The following is a 19,005-nucleotide window of genomic DNA, read 5'->3' on the forward strand; positions in this document are numbered from 1 at the left end:
CGGCGATTTTCCTTATGATGTCGGTGAAATTGGGAGTTCGCTCAAGGTTCTCGTTAGATTATCTGCGCAGGCAAAGACTAACCTGCGATTCCTCACATACTCAAATTTACAAAATATCAGGGGAATTGACAGTATTATAGCACGCACGTGTGCCTGACGCAAGGCGCTTGATCATCAAATTCCATTGTCCAGTATACGATTCTGCAAATCCGACAAACGGCGGTACAGCCCATCCCTGTTTTTTAGTTCGATATGTGTGCCGCGCTCCACGATACTGCCATGGTTCATGACAAGGATATCATCCACGTTTTCAAGTCCGATTAACCGGTGCGTTATAAGCAGCGATGTCTTATGTTTCATCACATCAAATAAAGTATCAAGCACCTGCTTCTCGGTCAGCGGGTCGAGGTTGGCGGTAGGTTCGTCGAGGATCAAAATTGGCGCATCTTTTATCAATGCGCGGGCGATGGCAAGGCGCTGGCGTTCTCCGCCTGACAAACGCAGGCCTTGTTCCCCGATCATCGTGTCGTAACCTTTTGGCAGACCCATAATGAAGTTATGAATTTGTGCGGATTTGCACGCTACTTCCACTTCTTCACGTGTGACCTTTTTGCGGGCGAAACGCAAATTCTCATAGATGGATGTGTTGAAGAAATAGGTATTCTGGGAGACGTACCCGCATCTTGCCCTGACTTCATCCTGATTCAGCGCTTTGAGCGACTCTCCGCCCAAGCGGATATCTCCGACTTCGTACTCCCAGAATCGCAGCAGGAGATTGGCAATGGTACTCTTCCCCGCTCCGCTCGGACCGACGATGGCAACTGACGTCGAAGGTCTAAGGTCAAAAGTCAGGTTGTGCAGAGCGGGTGCCGTTTGGGTGGGGTAGTTGAAGGTGAGGTTCGAGAATTCGATATTCGATAGTCGGTTATCGAGTTTCGAATTTCGAATATCGTCTTTTATTTCGGGCTCTGTATCCACCACTTCAAATAGACGTTTTGCCGCTTCGCGGGAGGAATTCCACATTTGGGCGGCGAGCGGCAGCGGAATGACGGCTTCAAAGGAAGCAAGAGTCAGCAAGGTCAATGAGGCAAGCATGGGACCGGGGAGATTCCCGTTGATGATCTGCGGAATGGTCAGGAAGAGTACCGCCCATATGCCGAGGTTGGTGAGCAAAGTCCCCAGAGCGGAGTGGATGCCTGTCACATGCGCCATGCGGCGTTGGGCGTCCCCGTAGTCGTTTCCGTTCGATGCAATTTGCTTGAGGCGTTCGTCGGCGCGACCATAGGCGATCAGGTCTGCCATGCCTTGAATGCCGTCCACAAGGCAGGTTTGCAAGTCGGCGCGCAGGGAGATGGTCTGTTCGGCGGATGTGCGGCTGGTCGTCTGCGCGAGGATCGGGAGGAACAAGCCGAGGCTGAGATAAAAGATCAGGAAGACAGGAGCAAGCAGTGGGTAGAAGGAAGCGAGAAAGATGGCAGTGAACGTCCCAACGACGATGGCGGTCAACGGGGGTGAAACGACGCGGACGTAGAAATTTTCCAGCGTTTCCACATCACCGATGATGCGGGCAAGCAAGTCACCAGCGCGGAAGTTCATCAGGCGGGCGGGGGCGAGGGGCTCGAGTTTTTCGTAAAACCAGATGCGGAGTTTGGCGAGCAGGCGGAAGGTAACGTCGTGCGAGACGAGGCGTTCGAGGTAGCGGAAGACGGCGCGGGTGATGCCGAAGAAGCGCGTGCCGACGGTGGAGACGCCGAGGTCTGCGACGGAGGTGGCGATGGCGGCGGTGGAGATGAGCCATGCGGATGTGCCCATGAGCGCCACGCTCGCGCCAATGGTGATGGAACTCATCAAAACGGAGAGGGTGACCCGATGCCAATTGCCGCGCAGGAATTGGAGCAGGCGGGGAAGGATCGATTTTTGATTTACGATTTCAGATTGACGATTGACGATTTGGTCAAAGGTCGATGGTCGAAGGTCGGGTGTCTCGGATGGTTGGGTTTTGACTTGCGACTTGTGACTTGTGACTTGCGACTGTACCATAGCCGCATACATGCCGTTCTTTGTGATGAGTTCGCGATGCGTGCCTTGTTCGATGATTTTGCCTTCGTCGAGGACGATGATAGTATCGGCTTGGAAGATGGTGTTGAGGCGGTGGGCGATGGTGATGGTGGTGCGTCCCTGCATCAACTCACGGGTGGATTCTTCGAGCAGGGACTCAGTTTCTGGGTCGAGCGCGGAGGTTGGTTCGTCGAGAATCAGAATGGGTGCATCTTTGAGGAAGGCGCGGGCGAGGGCGAGGCGTTGGGCTTGTCCGCTGGAGAGGCGGGCGCCGTTTTCGCCGACGATGGTCTCGTATTTTTCGGGCAACGATTCGATGAACTCGTGCAAGCGCGCGGCTTTAGAGGCTTGGAGAACTTCTTCGTGCATCGCGTCCGCTTTGCCGAGGCGGATGTTTTCCGCGAGGGTGGTGTGGAAGAGGTGTGGTTTTTGTGGAATCCAGGCGATGGCATTCTGAAGGCGGAAGGCGGAAGGCAGAAGGCTCCCTTCGGTTGGGTGGATGAAGGCGAGCAATAACTGAACAAGGGTGGATTTGCCCGCGCCTGTTTTTCCGACGAGGGCGATATGTTGACCTTGCTTGATTTTCAGGTTGATATTTTGCAGGGCGGGGGTGTTTTCGTTAGGGTAGGTGAAGGAGATATTCGATAATTCGATATTTGGAGATTCGATATTCGATATTCGAGTATCGACGTTCGAGTATCTCATATCGGGTGTCGGGGTATCAAGTATTTCATAGATTCTTTTTGCCGCCGTTGTACCGTTCATCCCCGCATGGAATCTCACTCCGAGGGCGCGCAGAGGCATGTAGAACTCGGGGGCAAGGACGAGCAGGAAGAGCGCGGGGCGAAAATCCATGAAGCCGTAGAGCAGGCGAAAACCGATCTCAACGGCGACGAGGGCGGTGCTGATGGTGGCGAGCATTTCGAGCGCAAGCGCAGAGAGGAAGGTGATGCGCAGGACGCTCAGTGTCCTGTCGCGGTATTGTTCGGAGATCTTGGCTATGTTCTTCGCCTGTCCCTTCGATTGACCGAAGAGTTTGAGCGTGGTCAATCCTTGCAGGCTGTCGAGGAAGTGGGCGCTGAGCAGGCGCAAGGTTTCATACTGGCGTTTGGTAACCACCTCCGCGCCCTTGCCGATCAAGATCATGAAGAACGGAATCAATGGCGCGGTGATGAGGAAAACGAAGCCAGTGAGCAGGTCAATGGGAAAGACGAAAACGAGGATGGAGATAGGAACAAGTGCTGTAATAACTAATTGTGGAAGATACTGGCTGAAATACGCATCCAGCGCTTCGATGCCTTCGACAGCCGCAGTGGTCAGTTCGCCTGTGCGTTGTCCGCGGGCGTAGGCGGGACCGAGTTTGAGGATGTGGGCGAAGAGTCGTTCACGTAAATCTGTTTTGATGCGGACGGCGACGGCGTTGGCGGCGACTTCGTTGACCCAGGTGAGAAATGTCCGCCCGCTGATGGCGAGGAGGATGAAGAGAAGCGGAGTTGTAACCTGCTCGAGCGATAACTTCTGTAAAAAAACCCCGTCCACGACGGTTGCGAGATTCCAAGCCTGCCAGATGGTCAGGAATCCAGCCAGAAGTCCGGAGAGAATCGTTAAGGTCAGTGCGAGGCGGGAGTCGCGGGTGAGAGTCAAAAGTCTATGATGCATTTGTAAAGTGTCAAGTGTCAGGTGCGGGGTGTCCAGTTAAAAAGTTTGAAGGTTGAGCGAAGTATACCTCTCGTCAACCTTCAAACTGGTTGGTTCAAAGTTTGAGATTGCTTCGCGGCTGGGTTTCGATACGGACTTCGTCCTACCCAACCACCAGCCGCTCGCAATGACATTAATATACGAGGCTCTTCTTATCGGTGCTGATGCGCTTGCGGAACTGGTAGTACGACCAGCCTTGATAGACAAGCACGATGGGGACGAAAATGAGCGCGACGATGGACATGACCGTCAGTGTGTATTGCGAGGATGAGGCGTTGTAGATGGTCAGCGAGAAGGCAGGGTTGGTGCTGGAGATCATCACGCGCGGGAACATCAGGGTGAAGAACGCGACCTGTGTCAGCACGATGTGAAGCGCAACGGTAATGAACGCCCAGCCTTCCATCTTGCGGTTGATGAAGAAGATGGCAACCACGATTGCAACGACGGAGGCAATGGGAGTGAAGCCCGGGTCAATGCCAATCTTGGAGGTGATGTCAGTGGCGCTGTAAGTGAAGACTGCCAATAGGACGACCACCACAGCCGCAACCACATATAGTTTCTTCGAAAGTTCGCGGGCACGTTCGCGCAGGCCGCCTTCGAGCTTGAGGGTCAGGAAGGTCGCGCCATAGAGCAGGAAGACCGTGACCATGGTCAAACCGCCGAGCAAGCCATAGGGATTTAGGAGGGTGAACAGGTTGCCCGTGTACATCATATTCGCATCGATCGGCACGCCGCGAGCAAGATTTGCAAAAGCAGTGCCAAGCAGCAGCGCAGCGAGGAACGAGCCGACCGCGATCATCCAATCGAAGGTGTGACGCCATTTGGGGTTGGAGTCCTTCGAGCGGTATTCGAACGAGATACCGCGAATGATCAACCCGACCAGCAATAGGAAGAGCGCAAGATAGAAGCCGCTGAACATGGTGGCGTACCAGTGCGGGAATGCCGCGAATATGGCGCCGCCAGCCGTCAACAACCAGACTTCGTTGCCGTCCCAGGTTGGCCCGATCGTGTTGATAATGGCGCGGCGTTCCTCATCTTTCTTGCCAAGGAAGGGCAGCAACATGCCGACGCCGAAATCGAAACCTTCTAGGAAGAAGAACCCGATCCAAAGGACGGCGATCAAAATGAACCAGAGTGTTTGCAGGAATTCGTAAGACATGGCGTTTCTCCTAGTCGTCCGCGCCGACGGCGGTAGTGGCAACATCCACCGATTCGTGCATGGCGGCGTCGGGTCCGGCAATGGCATATTTTTTCATCAGGTAGTACATGGCGGCGGCAAGCACGCCGTACACAGCCGTATAGCCGATCAACGAGATCAGCAGGTCAACAGTAGTCAGGTTCGGCGAAACCGCATCCTGCACCTTGAGCAAGCCCTGCACGATCCACGGCTGGCGCCCCATTTCGGTCAGGATCCATCCGCTAGCGTTGGCGATATACGGCAGGACGATCACCCATGGCACCCACTTCATCCATTTCGCGTTCTCGTATTTTCCGCGCGTGGCAAGTAGGAACAGGAAGGCAAGCAGCATCATCGCTAAACCGATGGTCATCATGAAGCGGAAGGTCCAGTAGGTGACGACCATCAACGGGATGTAATCGCCGGGACCGTAGGTCGCCGCGTACTCATCCTGGATGTCATACACGCCTCGGACCTCACAATCGAAGTTGTTACACGCCAGGAAGCTTAAGACTCCGGGGATGCCGATCTGACTCGTGCGGAACGACCACACTTCACGTTTACCGCTCAAGTCGCCGATGGTAAGAATGGAGAAATCGGCGGGCGCGGAAGTTTCCCAGTGCGCTTCGATGGCGGAGAATTTCATCGGCTGGGTCTCGAACATGAACTGTCCATTGGTGTGACCGCCGAAGAAAACCAGCGTGCTGGCGATCAAACCGACGATGGTGGCGGTCAGGAAGGAGCGTTTGAACAGTTCCACGTTCTGCTTGCGGGCGATGTGATAGGCGCTGATGCCGATGACGAAGAAACTGGCGGTGGCAAGGCCCGCAGCGACGGTGTGCCAGAAGAACAGCCAGCCTTTGGGATTGGCGATGAGCGCGAAGAAATCCACCAGTTCGGCGCGCCCGTTGACTTCGTTGATGACGTAGCCGACCGGGTGCTGCATCCAGCCGTTGGCTAGCAAAATCCACAGCGCGGATAAATTCGATCCGATGACTACCAGCCAGATGGAGGCGAGGTGGGCCTTCTCGGGAATTTTCCCTTCGCCAAAAATCCACACGCCGAGGAAGGTTGATTCGAGGAAGAATGCCATCAGGGCTTCAATTGCAAGCGGCGCACCGAAGATGTCGCCAACGTAGCGGGAGTATTCCGACCAGTTCATACCGAACTGGAACTCCTGCACGATGCCGGTGACGACGCCGATGGCAAAGTTGATGAGGAAAAGCTTGCCCCAGAACTTTGCCGATTTGCGGTAGGTTTCATCCCTGGTCTGGTAGAAGCGCGTTTGGAAATATGCCACGTACCAGGAAAGCCCCAACGTGAGCGGGACGAAGAGGAAGTGATAGACGGTGGTAAGACCAAACTGCCACCTTGAGAGAGTGATGGGATCCATATATGTATTCTCCAAAAAATGTTATTGATTATGGTGGGGAATTTGAAGAGTTGGATTTGTGATGCTCATTCTCCTTTTATGTTGGGATGTTTACGGCGAGGGGAATGCCGTTTGTAACAGGATCAGGCGTCAGTTTGGGTGAGGCGATCAGTTGCCCCTCCTCCACCAGTTGTTGAAAGGTGATGCTGGACATTTCGTCGCGCAGGAGATTCTTCAGCCGAATCCACTGGCAGTGGACGGGACATTTGCGCTGGAACGGACACTCGTCGGGCTTGATGATGCAATCGGAGAGATAGAGTTCGCCTTCGAACTGCTCGACGACCTGCAGGAAGGTGATCTGGCTTGGATCATGCGCAAGGGAGATGCCGCCGTCGCGTCCCACCTGAGTTTCGATGAAGCCGCCAGCCGCCAATTCCGCAACGATGCGCTGGAGCAGCGCCGGGGGGATGAGCATTTCGCGCCCAATCTCGGAGGTGGGCAGGCGCGTGCCCTTGGGTTTTTTGGAAAGCGCCAGTATCACACGGACAGCGTAATCGGTTTGACGGTTAATTCTAAACATGGGGTTGTCCAATCAAGTGACGGGAAAATGTTGAGCACAGGAGTCAACGTTTACGGACATTGTAAGAATTTCCCCCGAATTTTTCATGTGACAAATGTCACATTCTTAAAGGATGATTGTATTTTATTTTTCGTTGAGGTGTTCGATATTTATTACAAGCTTTGGCCATTAATATTCGACAGTACAAATGACGTATATCCAAGGGATAAACAATTTGCGGGGCAAAACCACAACAAAATCGGAGCCAGGTGGCTCCGATTCATCCATCCTATTCAAGCCCATTCGCATGCTACTGAATCTCCCCCTCGCAATTTGTGAATGTGTCTGTTCCAGGACCGCCGATGCAGACATCGTTTCCGTCGCCGCCATTAATGATGTCATCTCCCCCACCCCCGAGGATGCAGTCGTTTCCGCCCAAGCCATTGATATCGTCCGCACCAGGACCACCGAGAATGAGGTCGTTGCCTTCGGTGCCGGTGATCGTCCCTGAGCCGGTGACGAGGGTCGTGACCGTGATGCCCGCGCAGGCGGACGGCTTGATGTGATTTATATTGTATGAAAGCGACTCGCTGTCAACGCGTGTGGCAGGGACAGTGTTGGTGGTGGCAACCGCCGTCATGGAGGTTATGATGATCAGCGCAGTCATCCCAAAGAACAGAATGCGGAACGGAAATATAAATCTTGTTCTCATAATTTTATGCTTCCCAACACAGTCGTTTCAATTTCGGGCAGTGTAAATTCAAGTTCACCATTGCTGATGACATACTCAACCGGCTCCCCGGAGGGACGACTTTCAAGTTCGCGTTTAATGACGGGCTGTGTATTCTCCGTTTGCGGCACATAGACATAAACCACCCTTTTTTCCTGCATGTCCGCATTTTCCGCCGTCTCGTTAAAAATGGATTCGGGAGCTAGAGCCGCCACAGATACCCTGCCGATCGTTTTACTGTCATACACAGGTTCGTAATCTGCCGGCTCGGTGTCATCAGGGACACCGAGCCGGCCGCTGGTGATCACGTACCGATATGTTGTGCCTTCACCCTGAACAAAATAATAGTTCAAAAAATTGCGGGTCATGTGCAGAATCATCGTACCCTGCCGCTCGGCGAGTCTGGCAAGGCCGTCCATCGATGCGACGTCAATGATCGAGGATGCTGGCGCGATGTTCTGCTCATAGACATCCACCAGTATGGCTCCATACTTCAAACGGATCAGCGCCTCCTGACTCTGGCTGGCAGTGCGATACATGTTCATGCCAGCAACGATCAAGCCCAGCAATGAAAGCCCAAAACCAACAAAGGAAATGAAACGGATCATCCACACAGGAAACAGAAATCCAAACAGTGAAATGGTGTTCGCCTTCTGGGTGGCGCTTCCCACCAATCCCTGCTTGGATGAATACAGCGGATCCGCCTGGGATGGATCTGATGCAAGGTAAAAGTGCACTTTGTTATATTTGAAGATAAGCACGGGCGAAAAAGAATCGCTGACCGGCTTCCCATCCACATTGGCTGTAAAAGCCGTATCTGTGATGATCTCCAACGTGTAGGAAGTTTGTTGTAGACCGGCCTGCTCTTCCACAAGGTTAACCAAGGATTCAACCTGGCACAGATCAAGGGTCGTCGTGGTGAAATACGAGTTGCCTGAAAATGCCGTATCCGGGATCAGGGGAATTGTACGGAACCATCCGCTTTGTTGGTCCATGATGCGAGCATACATTCTATGACTGCCCGATATTCCCTGCAAGCGCTCCGCACTGATGATGTTATGGGTGTAGCCGACATTTAGGAAACAAGCCAGCTTTGGGAAGACGGGCTCCCCCGCGCGCACCACCTCGGTATCGTACACACCGGGCGTTCCTGTCGCGGAATAAACAAACTGCCCTTCCTGTTCGTAGGGAATATTCTCTGCGGGCTGATTCAGGGGGCGGGTGAAGGAATAAATTCCCGATACAAGGAATAGCAGGACAAGAAAACCAAATCCATATAAGACAACTTCGGGGGAACGCCCGAAGCTGCCCAACGGCATGTTTTTTCCCTTTTTGCGACGAGACGGCGTTTTGAACATGTCAAACATCAAAACACCTCCCAGGACAGCAACGATGAGCGACATATGCAATGGCACACGCGTCCATTCGATTACCTTTCCCAATTTTGGAACATGCACCCATAATGTACCGACAATCTCATCCTGTTTTGGTTGATAGGAATCCAGCCATGGGTTATTGTCACCTTTAAGTACAAAGCGGTCAAGTTCCGTATCCGCAATACGATGAAAGACAAAGCTGCCCATGTTTGGGTCTTTATAAACGACCGCATCCCCCACCCGGTATGCTGGTTCCTCCCGAACAAGCACCAGATCGCCGAGAAAAAAGTCCGGCTCCATGCTATTGCCGTCCACAATGACATTGGTCACTGCACCGCCCAACTGGGTTGGTGCGAACGCAAGGAAGAAGATGAACGTAAATAATAAGGCTGATAAGTTAGTGATTGTGGAGAAACGGCTGCTGGTATCTTTCATTTCATTTCCAAGGACAGGTCTGCTCGCGGGTTGTCCCCCGTCAACCTTCAAAGCGGGATCGCCCATACAAGCAGACCTGTCACTTTACGTTATAAAGAAACCCGCAAACTATTCAGGTTAACTGAAGTTGCCTAACAGAAAGACCGGCGGCATGAAAGAAGCCAAGAAGTAAGTCTGGTCGACGACGCAAGCGAGCAAAACCACGATCAAGCATTGAGCGAATCTCCTCTTTAGAAGTTGGACGAGCATTTCTGAGATGTTGTTTAACATTTCCGTGACAATACTCTTCCGGATTGAGCTGTGGAGCGTAAGCAGGTAACTCTTCAATCATGATCTCAGGATGCTGGCAGAGATAAGCTTTGGTGAGCTTGCTAAGATGAATACGGGCTCGATCCCAGATCAAGATGATTTTTCCAGGTACCTGCCTACGGAGGTGTTCAAGTGCCTCAATCAAGTTATCGCTTTTTATCGAACCTTCAAAACATTTCTTGTAGATCTTGCCTGTAAGTGTCAGCGCTACGGCTGTCGATAGCGCTCGACGATCTTTGGTTACCCGTCGAAAAACGGGTCTCTTGCCAGTCCGAGCCCACGTCGTAGCCAATATTTCTTGAAAGGAGAACCCAAATTCATCCCAAAATACGATTTTTGCTTTGAGACGATGTGACTTTTTTTATCCTTGGCCAATCTCCTAGCAACCAAGCTTCCACTAACTCTTTTTCCTGTTCAATAGCCTGTGGCATTGGCTTTTGTGGACTGAAACCTAGTTTGCGCAACAATCGATTGAGGTAATTCGGATGATAAGTGACATCAAATTCTCTTTTGATCAATTTTTGGACACGGTCCAATGTCCAGCGATCAGTTGGATATCCATTCGCCAAAGCCCCTCGTTCCAGCTTCCTCTTTAAGCTTTGCTTTTGTGGATTACTCAACTTCGGCTCGCTACCAGCCGCTTTTCTTTTTTGGAGTCCGCGCATACCTTTTGTTTCTATGATTCTGGCCCATTGGCCGACCGTGGCCCGGCTTACTCCGAGGTGTCTTGAGATTTCGGCTTTTGACATTTTTCCAGCTTTCAACAGCCGTCCACCTTCAAGCCGTCTTTCTTCCATTTGTTCTCGGGTTAGGTATGATGGTTTCCATGTCATACCGACTATTGTAAATCAATCTAAGTAAACCTGAATAGTTGCTGGCGGCGACCACACGCAGCTGGTCAATGGATGAAGCAATCAAACCGGTGGTGGTGCAGGTCCAGACTGTAGTCACCCCGACCTGGGTGCAGGCATACCAAGTACCGGTAGTGGCTACAAGCTGGGCTTTTACTTTACCGGTGGCAGCAGGAGCGCCAAGATCAAATTCGACGCTATCCAGGGTGGATGGATTGGTCCCATTCAACGTGTACACAACACTGGTAATTGTGTAACCACTGACCACGCCCAGGCCATCACCCGCCTTGGTGGCAGGGACAGTGTTCGCGGCGGCAAATGCATATGAGGCGACCGAGATGGCGAGGACGGCAAAGAGGACAAACAAAACTTTGAAATTGCCTGACATGGCTTTTCTCCTTGTTTTGCAAATCCGATCTATGTCGGGGCTGCGCTAGTGAAACAAAATGTTTCGAAGAGTAATCAGCCATCCTGATAAAAAAAGCCTGACTTTTGATAAGCCAGACCAAAAAACACAAAATCAATTTATGATCTTCGGCGGCCTGGCAGTCATGGTCACTTGCGGTGACGGTAGACCCATGGCTTTGCGTCGCCGGCTTTCGCCGGGTTTGCCTTTATCGGATGTCTGCACAAACTATAGCATGGAACCCCGCAGTCATCACCTTACAGAACAGTTACAACAACCGCTTGTGAAAGGCATATGCAAGGTGATGACATTCGTCATCTTGCATGTGAAATCATTCCAAATACAATAAATGCGACACAAGGAGAAGCGTATGACAAAACTCGATACCATGGTTCAGGGCTTTCTTGCGCAGAAGAAGATCGCCGTCGTCGGCGTTTCGGATAAGCGTGACACAGGCTGCAACCTGGCCTACACAAAATTCAAGGAAAACGGGTACCAGGTGTTCGCGGTCAACCCGCGCATCGCATCCTTCCAGGGCGACGCCTGCTACGCCGACCTGAAATCCATCCCCGAAAAAGTGGATGCGGTCTTCATCCTTGCCAGCCCAAAAGTGACCGACCAGATCGTCAACCAGTGCGTGGATCTCGGAGTAAAACACGTCTGGATGCATTGCATGATGGGCACCAAGCCCGGACTTGCAGCAAGCATGACCAGCGTCTCACAGGAGGCGGTGGATGTGTGCAAAGCCAATGGGATTGCCGTCATCCCCGGGGCGTGTCCGAATCAATTCTTGCAACCGGATTTTGGTCACAAGATGATGCGCGGATTGTGGCGCATGTTCGGGTATATGAAAATCGATTGAGAGCCAAACGCAAATCGGGATGACATTGACCTGTCATCCCGATTTTTTTATTGCCGCCCCCTCAACGTCACGGAGCCCAAAAGACCAATATCAAGGGAATCGCCACCAGCAAAACGATCATTTCCAGAAGCAGCCCCATGCGCCAGTAATCACCGAATTTATAGCCGCCGGGTCCCATCACCAGCGTATTGGACTGGTGCCCGATCGGCGTGAGGAAGGCGCATGACGCGCCGATGGTGATCGCCATCAGGAACGGGTCGATGGAGGCGTCCAACCCCTGCGCCGTGCGGATGGCGATGGGAGCCATCAACACGACCGCCGCGGCGTTGTTGACCAAATCCGAGAGGAACATGGTGGCAACCAGCAACACGACTAGCGCGAAGGCGGGCGGGAATTGGCTGGAGATGCGCAAAATGCCGTCCGCGATGAGTTGGGCGCCGCCCGTTGTTTCAAGCGCAGCGCCAACGGGGATCATCGCGCCAAGCAGGATGATGATGGGCCAGTCCACGCTTTCGTATGCTTCGCGCAGGTTGACGATGCGCGTCACGACCATGAGCAGGACAGCGGCAGTAAAAGCGACCTGCACGGGGATGAGTCCGGCGGCGGAGGCTATCAATGCGGCGGCGAAAATTCCGAGGGCGAGGAACATCTGTCCCTTTGGGGTGGCGAGGCGCAGGTCCCGTTGGGCGAGCGGCAGGCATCCGAGTCGTTCCACCACTTCCTTGATCGTCTCCACATGGCTTTGCAGAAGCAGGACGTCGCCGTTCTGAAAGCGGACGCTGTCCAGTCGCTGGCGCATGAGTTTGCCCTGGCGCGAAATCGCCAGCAGGTTGACACCGTAACTGCCGCGCAGGTTGAGCGTGCGGGGCGTGCCGCCGATCATGATCGAGTTCGGCATGATCACCGCTTCGATCAGGGTGACATCGTCGGAATCCAAATCCGCCTGTTGGATCTTCTTGTCGGCGACGAGGTCAAGCCCCGTGGTTTGAACCAGTTTTTTGATGTTCTCCGCCTCGGCGCTGACGATGAGGATGTCGTTCTCCAACAGCTTTGTGTGCGCCGACGGTTCCATGCGGCGTTCACTTCCACGGATCAAACCGATGACCAGCGCCTGCGTTTTGGAAAATTCGGTCACTTCATACAAACGTTTTCCGCTTAATGGCGATTTTTCGGGGATGCGTACTTCAGTGATGTAGTTTTCGACATCGAAGAGACCATCGTTGGATGACTTGCTCTTGCGGACGGGAATCAGCCGCCAGCCGAAGAAGGTGATGAAGAGAATCCCCGCCACCGCCACGCCGACACCAACGGGGGAAAAATCGAACATGCCAAACGGCGGCGCGCCCGTACTTTCACGGAAGGAGGAGGCAATGATGTTGGGCGGCGTGCCGATCAACGTGGTCATGCCGCCGAGCAGGGAGGCGAACGCCAATGGCATGAGCAGGTACGAAGCGGGAATCTTTCTGCTGCGCGCGATCTGAAGCACAACGGGAAGCATTAACGCCAGCGCGCCGACGTTGTTCATGAACGCGGAGAGCAGTGCGACGAAACTGGTCAGCGCGGCGAGCTGGATGACGACCCCGCCCTTGAGTTGGGCGAGCCAGTCGCCGATGATGCCGACGATGCCCGAGTTTTGCAGTCCGCGGCTGAGGACGAGCACCGCCGCCACCGTGATGATGGCAGGGTTGCTGAACCCGATAAACGCCTGCCCGACGGGAATCAACCCCGTCAATGTGACGATGAGCAGCGCCAGCAGGGCGACCATATCATAGCGCCAGCGCCCGGTGATGAACAGGACAAGCGTTAATAGAAGTGTTCCGAAGATGGTCCATTGATCAAGTGTCATGGCGCAATCTTATCAGGAATACTCCTCTTTCATCAATCGTTCAAATCCCCGCTTCGTGAGTTGACTTAACTCTTCGAACAATGGTCTTTCGATCTTCTTAAAATTGAAGCAGGATTTTCCCTGCATGTGTTTCTTGAGTTCGGGAGAGATGGTTTTCAGCAGGTCTGGATACATGTAAACAGGCATCAGATAGAAAGAAACATAGTTCTTCTTGATCTGCGCCGAGCCGAAGAAGATCTCCTTCTGCCATTTTTCGCTGTAGGCGGCGTCGAGATAGAAGGTATCGCCTGAATCGGTTTTGACGGTCAGTTTTTCGGCGTAAGGCTTGAGAATGTCTTTGAGGGATTCAAAGACGAGGAGGAATTCGGTTTGGGCGGGCATGGGTGCTCCTAAAAATTTTATCCGCCCTGACGTAAACGTCTGGGCGGCTTCGTAACAATAGCACGGGGGGTTCATCCCCGTGCAGGAATTATGGCGATACAACGATCTGCATAAAGATCAGATCTCCGAACACATTTCCATCGGGATCAAGCGCCTGCCACGCAGATTCATACGTCCCCGTTTCAGCGGGGGCGGTGAACACTATGCGGATGGTGGCTTGCGTCCCTGCGCGGGCGGGGAAGAGCGGCTGTTCCTCGGCTGCGCCGAGTGGGCTGCCGCCCACCCATTTAAGGCGATAGGATGCATCCCAGTTGCAGGTTCCGCTGTTTTGCACCAGCCATTGCTTGTCAATGGATGCACCCGCGAAAAAGGATGAGCCGTCCTGAATGGTAATGTCATCCACAAAAGAAAGGCCGTTCGTGCAGGGTCCTGTTGTAGGGGTTGGGATGAGGCTCGGGGCGGGAGCTGCTGTAAACAAGGCTGGCACAGGCGTGGTGGTGGCGGGCGGTTGCGTGGGCGGCGGCTGTGTCGGCGGGCGGAAAGGCGCGGGTGTAGATCGAGGCGCGCATGCCGCCGTGTAGAAAAGGATCGGGAGGAGAAGCAGGCCTGCCCTGAGTTTGATCGAAGGGATGGGTATAAGGAAGAAGCGGGTCGTCTTCATAAGAAAATGGACACGTTTCCGTGTCCATCTATTTTACGCTTCTTCTTCATTTCCGCCAGCAGGTTCGGCCACCTCCGCGCCCATATCAAGCGGCAGGACGATCTCGCCCGCCATCGATTTCTGACGGATGACACCTTCGATCTCCGCCATCATGTTGGGATTGGAACGCAGGAAATCCTTTGCATTCTCGCGCCCCTGACCGAGACGCAGGTCACCGTAGGAGAAGAACGCGCCGCGCTTGGTTATGACCTCAAACTTGGTTGCCAGATCGAGGACATCACCGGCCTTCGAGATGCCTTCGTTGAACATGATGTCAAATTCGGCCGTGCGGAAGGGAGGCGCCATCTTGTTCTTAACCACCTTGACGCGTGTGCGGTTGCCGATGACCTCCTCGCCCACCTTGATGGACTGGATGCGGCGCACATCAAGACGCACGGAGGCGTAGAACTTGAGCGCCTGGCCGCCTGTGGTGGTTTCGGGGTTGCCGAACATCACACCGATCTTCTGGCGCAATTGATTGGTGAAGATGACGGCGGTCTTGGTCTGGTTGATCGCGCCGCTCAATTTGCGGAGCGCCTGTGACATAAGGCGCGCCTGCACACCCATGGTGGCATCGCCCATATCGCCTTCGATCTCGGAACGCGGCACAAGCGCGGCAACGGAATCAACCACAACGACATCCACTGCCCCGGAGCGCACGAGGGTCTCTGCGATCTCGAGCGCCTGTTCACCCGTATCCGGCTGGGAGACAAGCAGGTTATCAATATCCACGCCGACTTTGGCGGCATAGGACGGGTCAAGCGCATGTTCCATGTCTATAAATGCAGCGGTGCCACCCAGTCTCTGCGCTTCCGCCACAATGTGCTGACAAAGGGTCGTTTTGCCGGAAGACTCAGGCCCGTAGATTTCGATGACGCGCCCGCGCGGAATGCCGCCGACGCCGAGGGCAATGTCGAGGGAGAGCGAACCGGTGGGAATCACCTCGGTCACCATTCCGTGGGCTTCGCCGAGGCGCATGATCGAGCCGTCTCCGTAGCGTTTCAAAATATCGCCGACAGCCTTGTCGAGCACGGCCTGCCTGGCATTATCCACGTTTTGAGTCTGTGCAGCTTCTGCGGATGCGGAACGTTTTCTAGCCATGAGTCAATTCTCCAGTATGGGTGTTAAAATTTAACCGCGATGGGTCAAGGTGTACGGGAAGCGGCTAAATTCGTGGGCTACCCACAAAGCCACCAAGAAACCTTTGTGGCTTCGAGCCTTTGTGGTTTCGTGGTCTATGAAGAAAGCCCATCCTTTTAGTCACTCTCGGTGTACGTGTGTTCGAGAGTATAGCACAGATGTTCTGATTGTCAAGTGTCAGGGTTGAGGTACGGCGGTGGGGGGCAAAAAATCCAGGGTCGGGACAGGCGGACGTTCCGTGCTGAATCCCTTTTCGCCCCGGAAGGTAAAGAAAGCCACCTGCCCGGGAAAGACTTCCACCCAGGTCTGGTAGTTCTTATCTTCATACTTCAGCGTGATCTTGTAAATACCCGCCGGCAGGTCACCCAGCACAAGGTTTTCGTTGTAATACGGGTCCGGGTTGATCGCGCCGCCGTTGCCATAGGTGCGGGCTACAAGCGTCCTTTTGGGTCGTTCCGCGATGACAGATACATCCGTTTGATTGAGCGTATTTCCTTTTGCATCCATCACGCGCCCAGCCAGCACGCCCCAGCCCTGCGGCGGAGCGATCCACAACTCCGGGTTATACGTGTAAAAGAAGGAATTACCCGGGAAGCGCACTTCAAAATGGACGTGCGGCCCGGTGGTTGCGCCGGTCGAACCGACAAAGCCGATGACCTCCCTCGTTTCCACATGCTGCCCCACGATCACGTTCATCTCGCTCATGTGGGCATAGATCGTATAAAGCTGCTGGTCGTTGTATCCAAAATCATGGCGGATGGCAACCGCCAGTCCGTAGGGGTCGGTCTCATCCCCCGGCGTTTCCCTGAACAGCCCCCAACCCGTCCATACCACTGTGCCCGGTCCGGCCGCCATGATGGGTGTGCCTTCCGGCGAGGGGATGTCTACACCGGTGTGCACGATGGTACGCCCGAAGAACACGCCGCCGTACCGATAATCCGCAACCGGCCAGTTGGTCTGGTCTGCGGCGATGGGACGGACGAAGAAGAAATGATCGTAGGGAGAGATCGCCCAGGGGACAGGGTACAGAGGCGGACGCCAATTCGTGACGGGTTCCGCGCCCGGGGTGGGCAGGCTGAACTGGAACGGCTGCGGCGAAGGAGTCACATGCGCTTCAAACGGGACCTCGGGCTGACCCTCCGCTTCGGCCATAGCCAGTATGGGAGGTGTGGGTTCACTGATCCCGGACGAGCAGGCGGTGAGAATCAGCAGGAAGATGATGGGGAGCGTTCGATTGACATTCATGGAATGATCGTCGGCGGGGTGGGCGTGGAGGATGGGGTGCTGGTCAGCGACGGCGTAAATGTGGGCGTTGGCGTCGAGGACGGGGTGAAGGTGATGCGCGGCGTACGCGTGGGACGCGGGCTTGGGGTATACGTCGCAGTGTTGGTCGGTGTGAGGGTGGGAGCCAGCACGCGGGTCGGGGTGATGAGCGCTTCCACAGGGTACAGTTCCTGCATGGCGGCGTACCAGCTCAATCCGCTGGAGAGGGCAAAAGTGGAGAAACGCGCGCCGTTGTAATAGGTGCGCCAGTTTGGCAGGGAGGGCAGGCGTTCCCAGTCATAGGTTGAGGCGAGCGCGGTGATATCCACCCAATAGCCCGCAGGGACAGGGGCGTATTCTCCGCCCTGCTCATAGGTGCGTGGATCGAGCTCATAGCGCGCGCTTAAATTCCACGGTGCGTTATGGATCGGCTCACCCAGCGAGCCGTCCTGAATCCAACAGCGGATGTACACACGCCAATAGGTCTGCGCGCCGATGTCTTCGCGCAGGGTGACCATCCAGCCGGCGTTTGCCATCAGGGAGTTGATTGCAAAGGCGCGCCCTGTATACAGCCAATCCTCCTCCAGGCCGGGTTCGAGACTGGTCGTGAGCGGGACAAAGGCGTTTTCCAGGCTGGCAAGCGCATCCCAGCCTGTTTCAAGAATGACGCGCCGGCGTAATGCAATAAAGGACTCGTCCACAAGTTCATGCAATTGCGGGTACGGAGCCTGCACATTTTCTATCGGAACAACATACCAGCGACGGTTGGGGATCTCGGGTCCCGGGGTAATGACGGGCGACCACAAGGGAGTGGCTGTCACTGCCGAGGCTTGGGTAAATGAAACCGGCAGGGGATTCGGCAACGCGGCGAAGCCCCAGGTCATGCCGCGCACCCGTCCGCCCAGCGGAGTGGGGGCCAGCAATTGATTGCCTTGCAGATCATGAGCGGTGATGAAATACCGGTTGGGCACGTTCGTTACGGCAAGGATCCTTCCTGCGGATTCATCCCACGTGCCCAGGATGCCGTCGCCGATCCAATGCGCGGCGCGGCCCGGGTCGGTTGCATCCCAGAGATACAAACCGCTGAAGCCGATGGTCTGTGAAACGGACGCCCATAACAATTGCGAGCCGTCCCTGCTCCAGACGGGGGAACTTTCGGAGGCAAAGGGAGTGTTGCTCAGGTTTTGATAGCGTTCCTCGCCGGCGAGGTCGAGGTTGGCGAGCCAGGCGTCACTGTCACCGCCGCGGGTGGAGATGAACGCCACGTTGCGTCCATCGGGAGCCCAGGCGGGGGAATGGTCCGAGGCGGGATGCTGGGTCAACGGGACGATCTCCCCCGAGGTGACATTGACCACCGCGACCTCGAGGTTGTCGTTGACGTAGGTTTCGAAGGCGAGCCACTGACCATCGGGCGACCAGGATGGGGCGGAGTCATATTGAGGCGAGTTGGTCACCTGCGTGAGTCCGCCGCTTGTCAAATCCATGACATACAGATCCCAATAGCCTGTACGGTCGGAGGCAAAGGCGAGTTTGGTTCGGTCGGGGCTGAGCGCGGGGGCGATGTCGTTCCACTCCCCTGTTGTGATGCGCGTCAGCGGCTGGTTCTGTGGATGGAAAATGAAAAGATGGGCATAGCCGTTCTCTTCGATGGAGAGGAAGATCAGGTCACGCTCGCCGCCGGCCGGGACGGGCTCGGGCATATCCTCGACCTGTATTTCAAATGCGGACAGCTGCGTCGGGGCGACAGACTCCGCAGACTGGGTACAGCCGAGCAGCACAAGACTGATGACGATTAAGAGGCATACGCTTTTCGCACGGCGGGATGAAAAATGCAATGGCATG

The 19,005-nt window shown here is 54.7% G+C and carries 16 protein-coding genes and 1 riboswitch; of the genes, 1 reads left to right on the forward strand and 15 read right to left on the reverse strand.

The annotated features are described in order from the left end of the window. Positions 1-174 precede the first annotated feature (174 nt). The 9 genes from cydD to QY332_19790 form a co-directional block, all read right to left on the reverse strand. A complete protein-coding gene (gene cydD, locus QY332_19750; GenBank protein WKZ35850.1) occupies positions 175-3,717 on the reverse strand; it encodes a thiol reductant ABC exporter subunit CydD in 3,543 nt (1,180 codons plus the stop codon). Positions 3,718-3,889: 172 nt separating this feature from the next. Beyond that, positions 3,890-4,915 carry a cytochrome d ubiquinol oxidase subunit II gene (gene cydB / locus QY332_19755; protein WKZ35851.1) on the reverse strand — a complete coding sequence of 342 codons (1,026 nt, stop codon included), beginning with the start codon at positions 4,913-4,915 and terminating at the stop codon, positions 3,890-3,892. Positions 4,916-4,925: 10 nt separating this feature from the next. Continuing rightward, positions 4,926-6,326 carry a cytochrome ubiquinol oxidase subunit I gene (locus QY332_19760; GenBank protein WKZ35852.1) on the reverse strand — a complete coding sequence of 467 codons (1,401 nt, stop codon included), beginning with the start codon at positions 6,324-6,326 and terminating at the stop codon, positions 4,926-4,928. Between the two features lie 76 nt (positions 6,327-6,402). Then, positions 6,403-6,885 carry an Rrf2 family transcriptional regulator gene (locus QY332_19765; GenBank protein WKZ35853.1) on the reverse strand — a complete coding sequence of 161 codons (483 nt, stop codon included), beginning with the start codon at positions 6,883-6,885 and terminating at the stop codon, positions 6,403-6,405. A 289-nt stretch (positions 6,886-7,174) separates the two neighbouring features. Further along, positions 7,175-7,576, reverse strand: a complete 402-nt coding sequence (locus QY332_19770) for a hypothetical protein (protein WKZ35854.1) — start codon at positions 7,574-7,576, stop codon at positions 7,175-7,177. Next, positions 7,573-9,405 (reverse strand): signal peptidase I, encoded by a 1,833-nt coding sequence (locus QY332_19775; protein ID WKZ35855.1) that lies wholly within the window; start codon positions 9,403-9,405, stop codon positions 7,573-7,575. The genes QY332_19770 and QY332_19775 overlap by 4 nt, the downstream gene beginning before the upstream one ends. Positions 9,406-9,517: 112 nt before the next feature. Continuing rightward, positions 9,518-10,006 (reverse strand): transposase, encoded by a 489-nt coding sequence (locus QY332_19780; protein ID WKZ35856.1) that lies wholly within the window; start codon positions 10,004-10,006, stop codon positions 9,518-9,520. 25 nt (positions 10,007-10,031) lie between these two features. After that, a complete protein-coding gene (locus QY332_19785) occupies positions 10,032-10,511 on the reverse strand; it encodes a winged helix-turn-helix domain-containing protein (protein WKZ35857.1) in 480 nt (159 codons plus the stop codon). Further along, positions 10,492-10,953: a hypothetical protein gene (locus QY332_19790; GenBank protein ID WKZ35858.1), complete on the reverse strand. Its 462-nt coding sequence runs from the start codon at positions 10,951-10,953 to the stop codon at positions 10,492-10,494. Before QY332_19790 ends, QY332_19785 begins: the two co-directional genes overlap by 20 nt. Before the next feature lie 145 nt (positions 10,954-11,098). After that, positions 11,099-11,188: riboswitch (cyclic di-GMP riboswitch) on the reverse strand. 153 nt (positions 11,189-11,341) lie between these two features. Between QY332_19790 and QY332_19795 the strand changes: the two genes are divergently transcribed. Further along, the gene (locus QY332_19795; protein ID WKZ35859.1) at positions 11,342-11,833 is read left to right on the forward strand and encodes a CoA-binding protein; all 492 of its coding nucleotides are present in this window, start codon (positions 11,342-11,344) and stop codon (positions 11,831-11,833) included. A 67-nt stretch (positions 11,834-11,900) separates the two neighbouring features. Here the strand turns inward: QY332_19795 and QY332_19800 are convergent, their stop codons facing one another. The 6 genes from QY332_19800 to QY332_19825 form a co-directional block, all read right to left on the reverse strand. Then, positions 11,901-13,679: an SLC13 family permease gene (locus QY332_19800; protein ID WKZ35860.1), complete on the reverse strand. Its 1,779-nt coding sequence runs from the start codon at positions 13,677-13,679 to the stop codon at positions 11,901-11,903. A gap of 12 nt (positions 13,680-13,691) precedes the next feature. After that, positions 13,692-14,060, reverse strand: coding sequence for a hypothetical protein (locus tag QY332_19805; GenBank protein ID WKZ35861.1), 369 nt, complete (start codon positions 14,058-14,060; stop codon positions 13,692-13,694). A gap of 88 nt (positions 14,061-14,148) precedes the next feature. After that, positions 14,149-14,721, reverse strand: a complete 573-nt coding sequence (locus tag QY332_19810; GenBank protein ID WKZ35862.1) for an NBR1-Ig-like domain-containing protein — start codon at positions 14,719-14,721, stop codon at positions 14,149-14,151. Between the two features lie 33 nt (positions 14,722-14,754). Beyond that, entirely contained in the window at positions 14,755-15,861 is a 1,107-nt protein-coding gene (recA, locus tag QY332_19815) for a recombinase RecA (protein ID WKZ35863.1), read from the reverse strand. A gap of 216 nt (positions 15,862-16,077) precedes the next feature. Beyond that, the gene (locus tag QY332_19820; protein WKZ35864.1) at positions 16,078-17,145 is read right to left on the reverse strand and encodes a M23 family metallopeptidase; all 1,068 of its coding nucleotides are present in this window, start codon (positions 17,143-17,145) and stop codon (positions 16,078-16,080) included. Then, the gene (locus tag QY332_19825; GenBank protein ID WKZ35865.1) at positions 17,142-19,004 is read right to left on the reverse strand and encodes a hypothetical protein; all 1,863 of its coding nucleotides are present in this window, start codon (positions 19,002-19,004) and stop codon (positions 17,142-17,144) included. Before QY332_19825 ends, QY332_19820 begins: the two co-directional genes overlap by 4 nt. Position 19,005: the final 1 nt, after the last annotated feature.

The organism is Anaerolineales bacterium, from assembly GCA_030583885.1.
Taxonomy (GTDB): Bacteria; Chloroflexota; Anaerolineae; order Anaerolineales; family Villigracilaceae; genus Villigracilis.

What these genes read in the sequence shown, in the direction of transcription:
- cydD (WKZ35850.1), bottom strand. Translation starts at nt 3,717, where the DNA reads ATGCATCATAGACTTTTGACTCTCACCCGCGACTCCCGCCTCGCACTG.
- cydB (WKZ35851.1), bottom strand. Translation starts at nt 4,915, where the DNA reads ATGTCTTACGAATTCCTGCAAACACTCTGGTTCATTTTGATCGCCGTC.
- QY332_19760 (WKZ35852.1), bottom strand. Translation starts at nt 6,326, where the DNA reads ATGGATCCCATCACTCTCTCAAGGTGGCAGTTTGGTCTTACCACCGTC.
- QY332_19765 (WKZ35853.1), bottom strand. Translation starts at nt 6,885, where the DNA reads ATGTTTAGAATTAACCGTCAAACCGATTACGCTGTCCGTGTGATACTG.
- QY332_19770 (WKZ35854.1), bottom strand. Translation starts at nt 7,576, where the DNA reads ATGAGAACAAGATTTATATTTCCGTTCCGCATTCTGTTCTTTGGGATG.
- QY332_19775 (WKZ35855.1), bottom strand. Translation starts at nt 9,405, where the DNA reads ATGAAAGATACCAGCAGCCGTTTCTCCACAATCACTAACTTATCAGCC.
- QY332_19785 (WKZ35857.1), bottom strand. Translation starts at nt 10,511, where the DNA reads ATGGAAGAAAGACGGCTTGAAGGTGGACGGCTGTTGAAAGCTGGAAAA.
- QY332_19790 (WKZ35858.1), bottom strand. Translation starts at nt 10,953, where the DNA reads ATGTCAGGCAATTTCAAAGTTTTGTTTGTCCTCTTTGCCGTCCTCGCC.
- QY332_19795 (WKZ35859.1), top strand. Translation starts at nt 11,342, where the DNA reads ATGACAAAACTCGATACCATGGTTCAGGGCTTTCTTGCGCAGAAGAAG.
- QY332_19800 (WKZ35860.1), bottom strand. Translation starts at nt 13,679, where the DNA reads ATGACACTTGATCAATGGACCATCTTCGGAACACTTCTATTAACGCTT.
- QY332_19805 (WKZ35861.1), bottom strand. Translation starts at nt 14,060, where the DNA reads ATGCCCGCCCAAACCGAATTCCTCCTCGTCTTTGAATCCCTCAAAGAC.
- QY332_19810 (WKZ35862.1), bottom strand. Translation starts at nt 14,721, where the DNA reads ATGAAGACGACCCGCTTCTTCCTTATACCCATCCCTTCGATCAAACTC.
- recA (WKZ35863.1), bottom strand. Translation starts at nt 15,861, where the DNA reads ATGGCTAGAAAACGTTCCGCATCCGCAGAAGCTGCACAGACTCAAAAC.
- QY332_19820 (WKZ35864.1), bottom strand. Translation starts at nt 17,145, where the DNA reads ATGAATGTCAATCGAACGCTCCCCATCATCTTCCTGCTGATTCTCACC.
- QY332_19825 (WKZ35865.1), bottom strand. Translation starts at nt 19,004, where the DNA reads ATGCCATTGCATTTTTCATCCCGCCGTGCGAAAAGCGTATGCCTCTTA.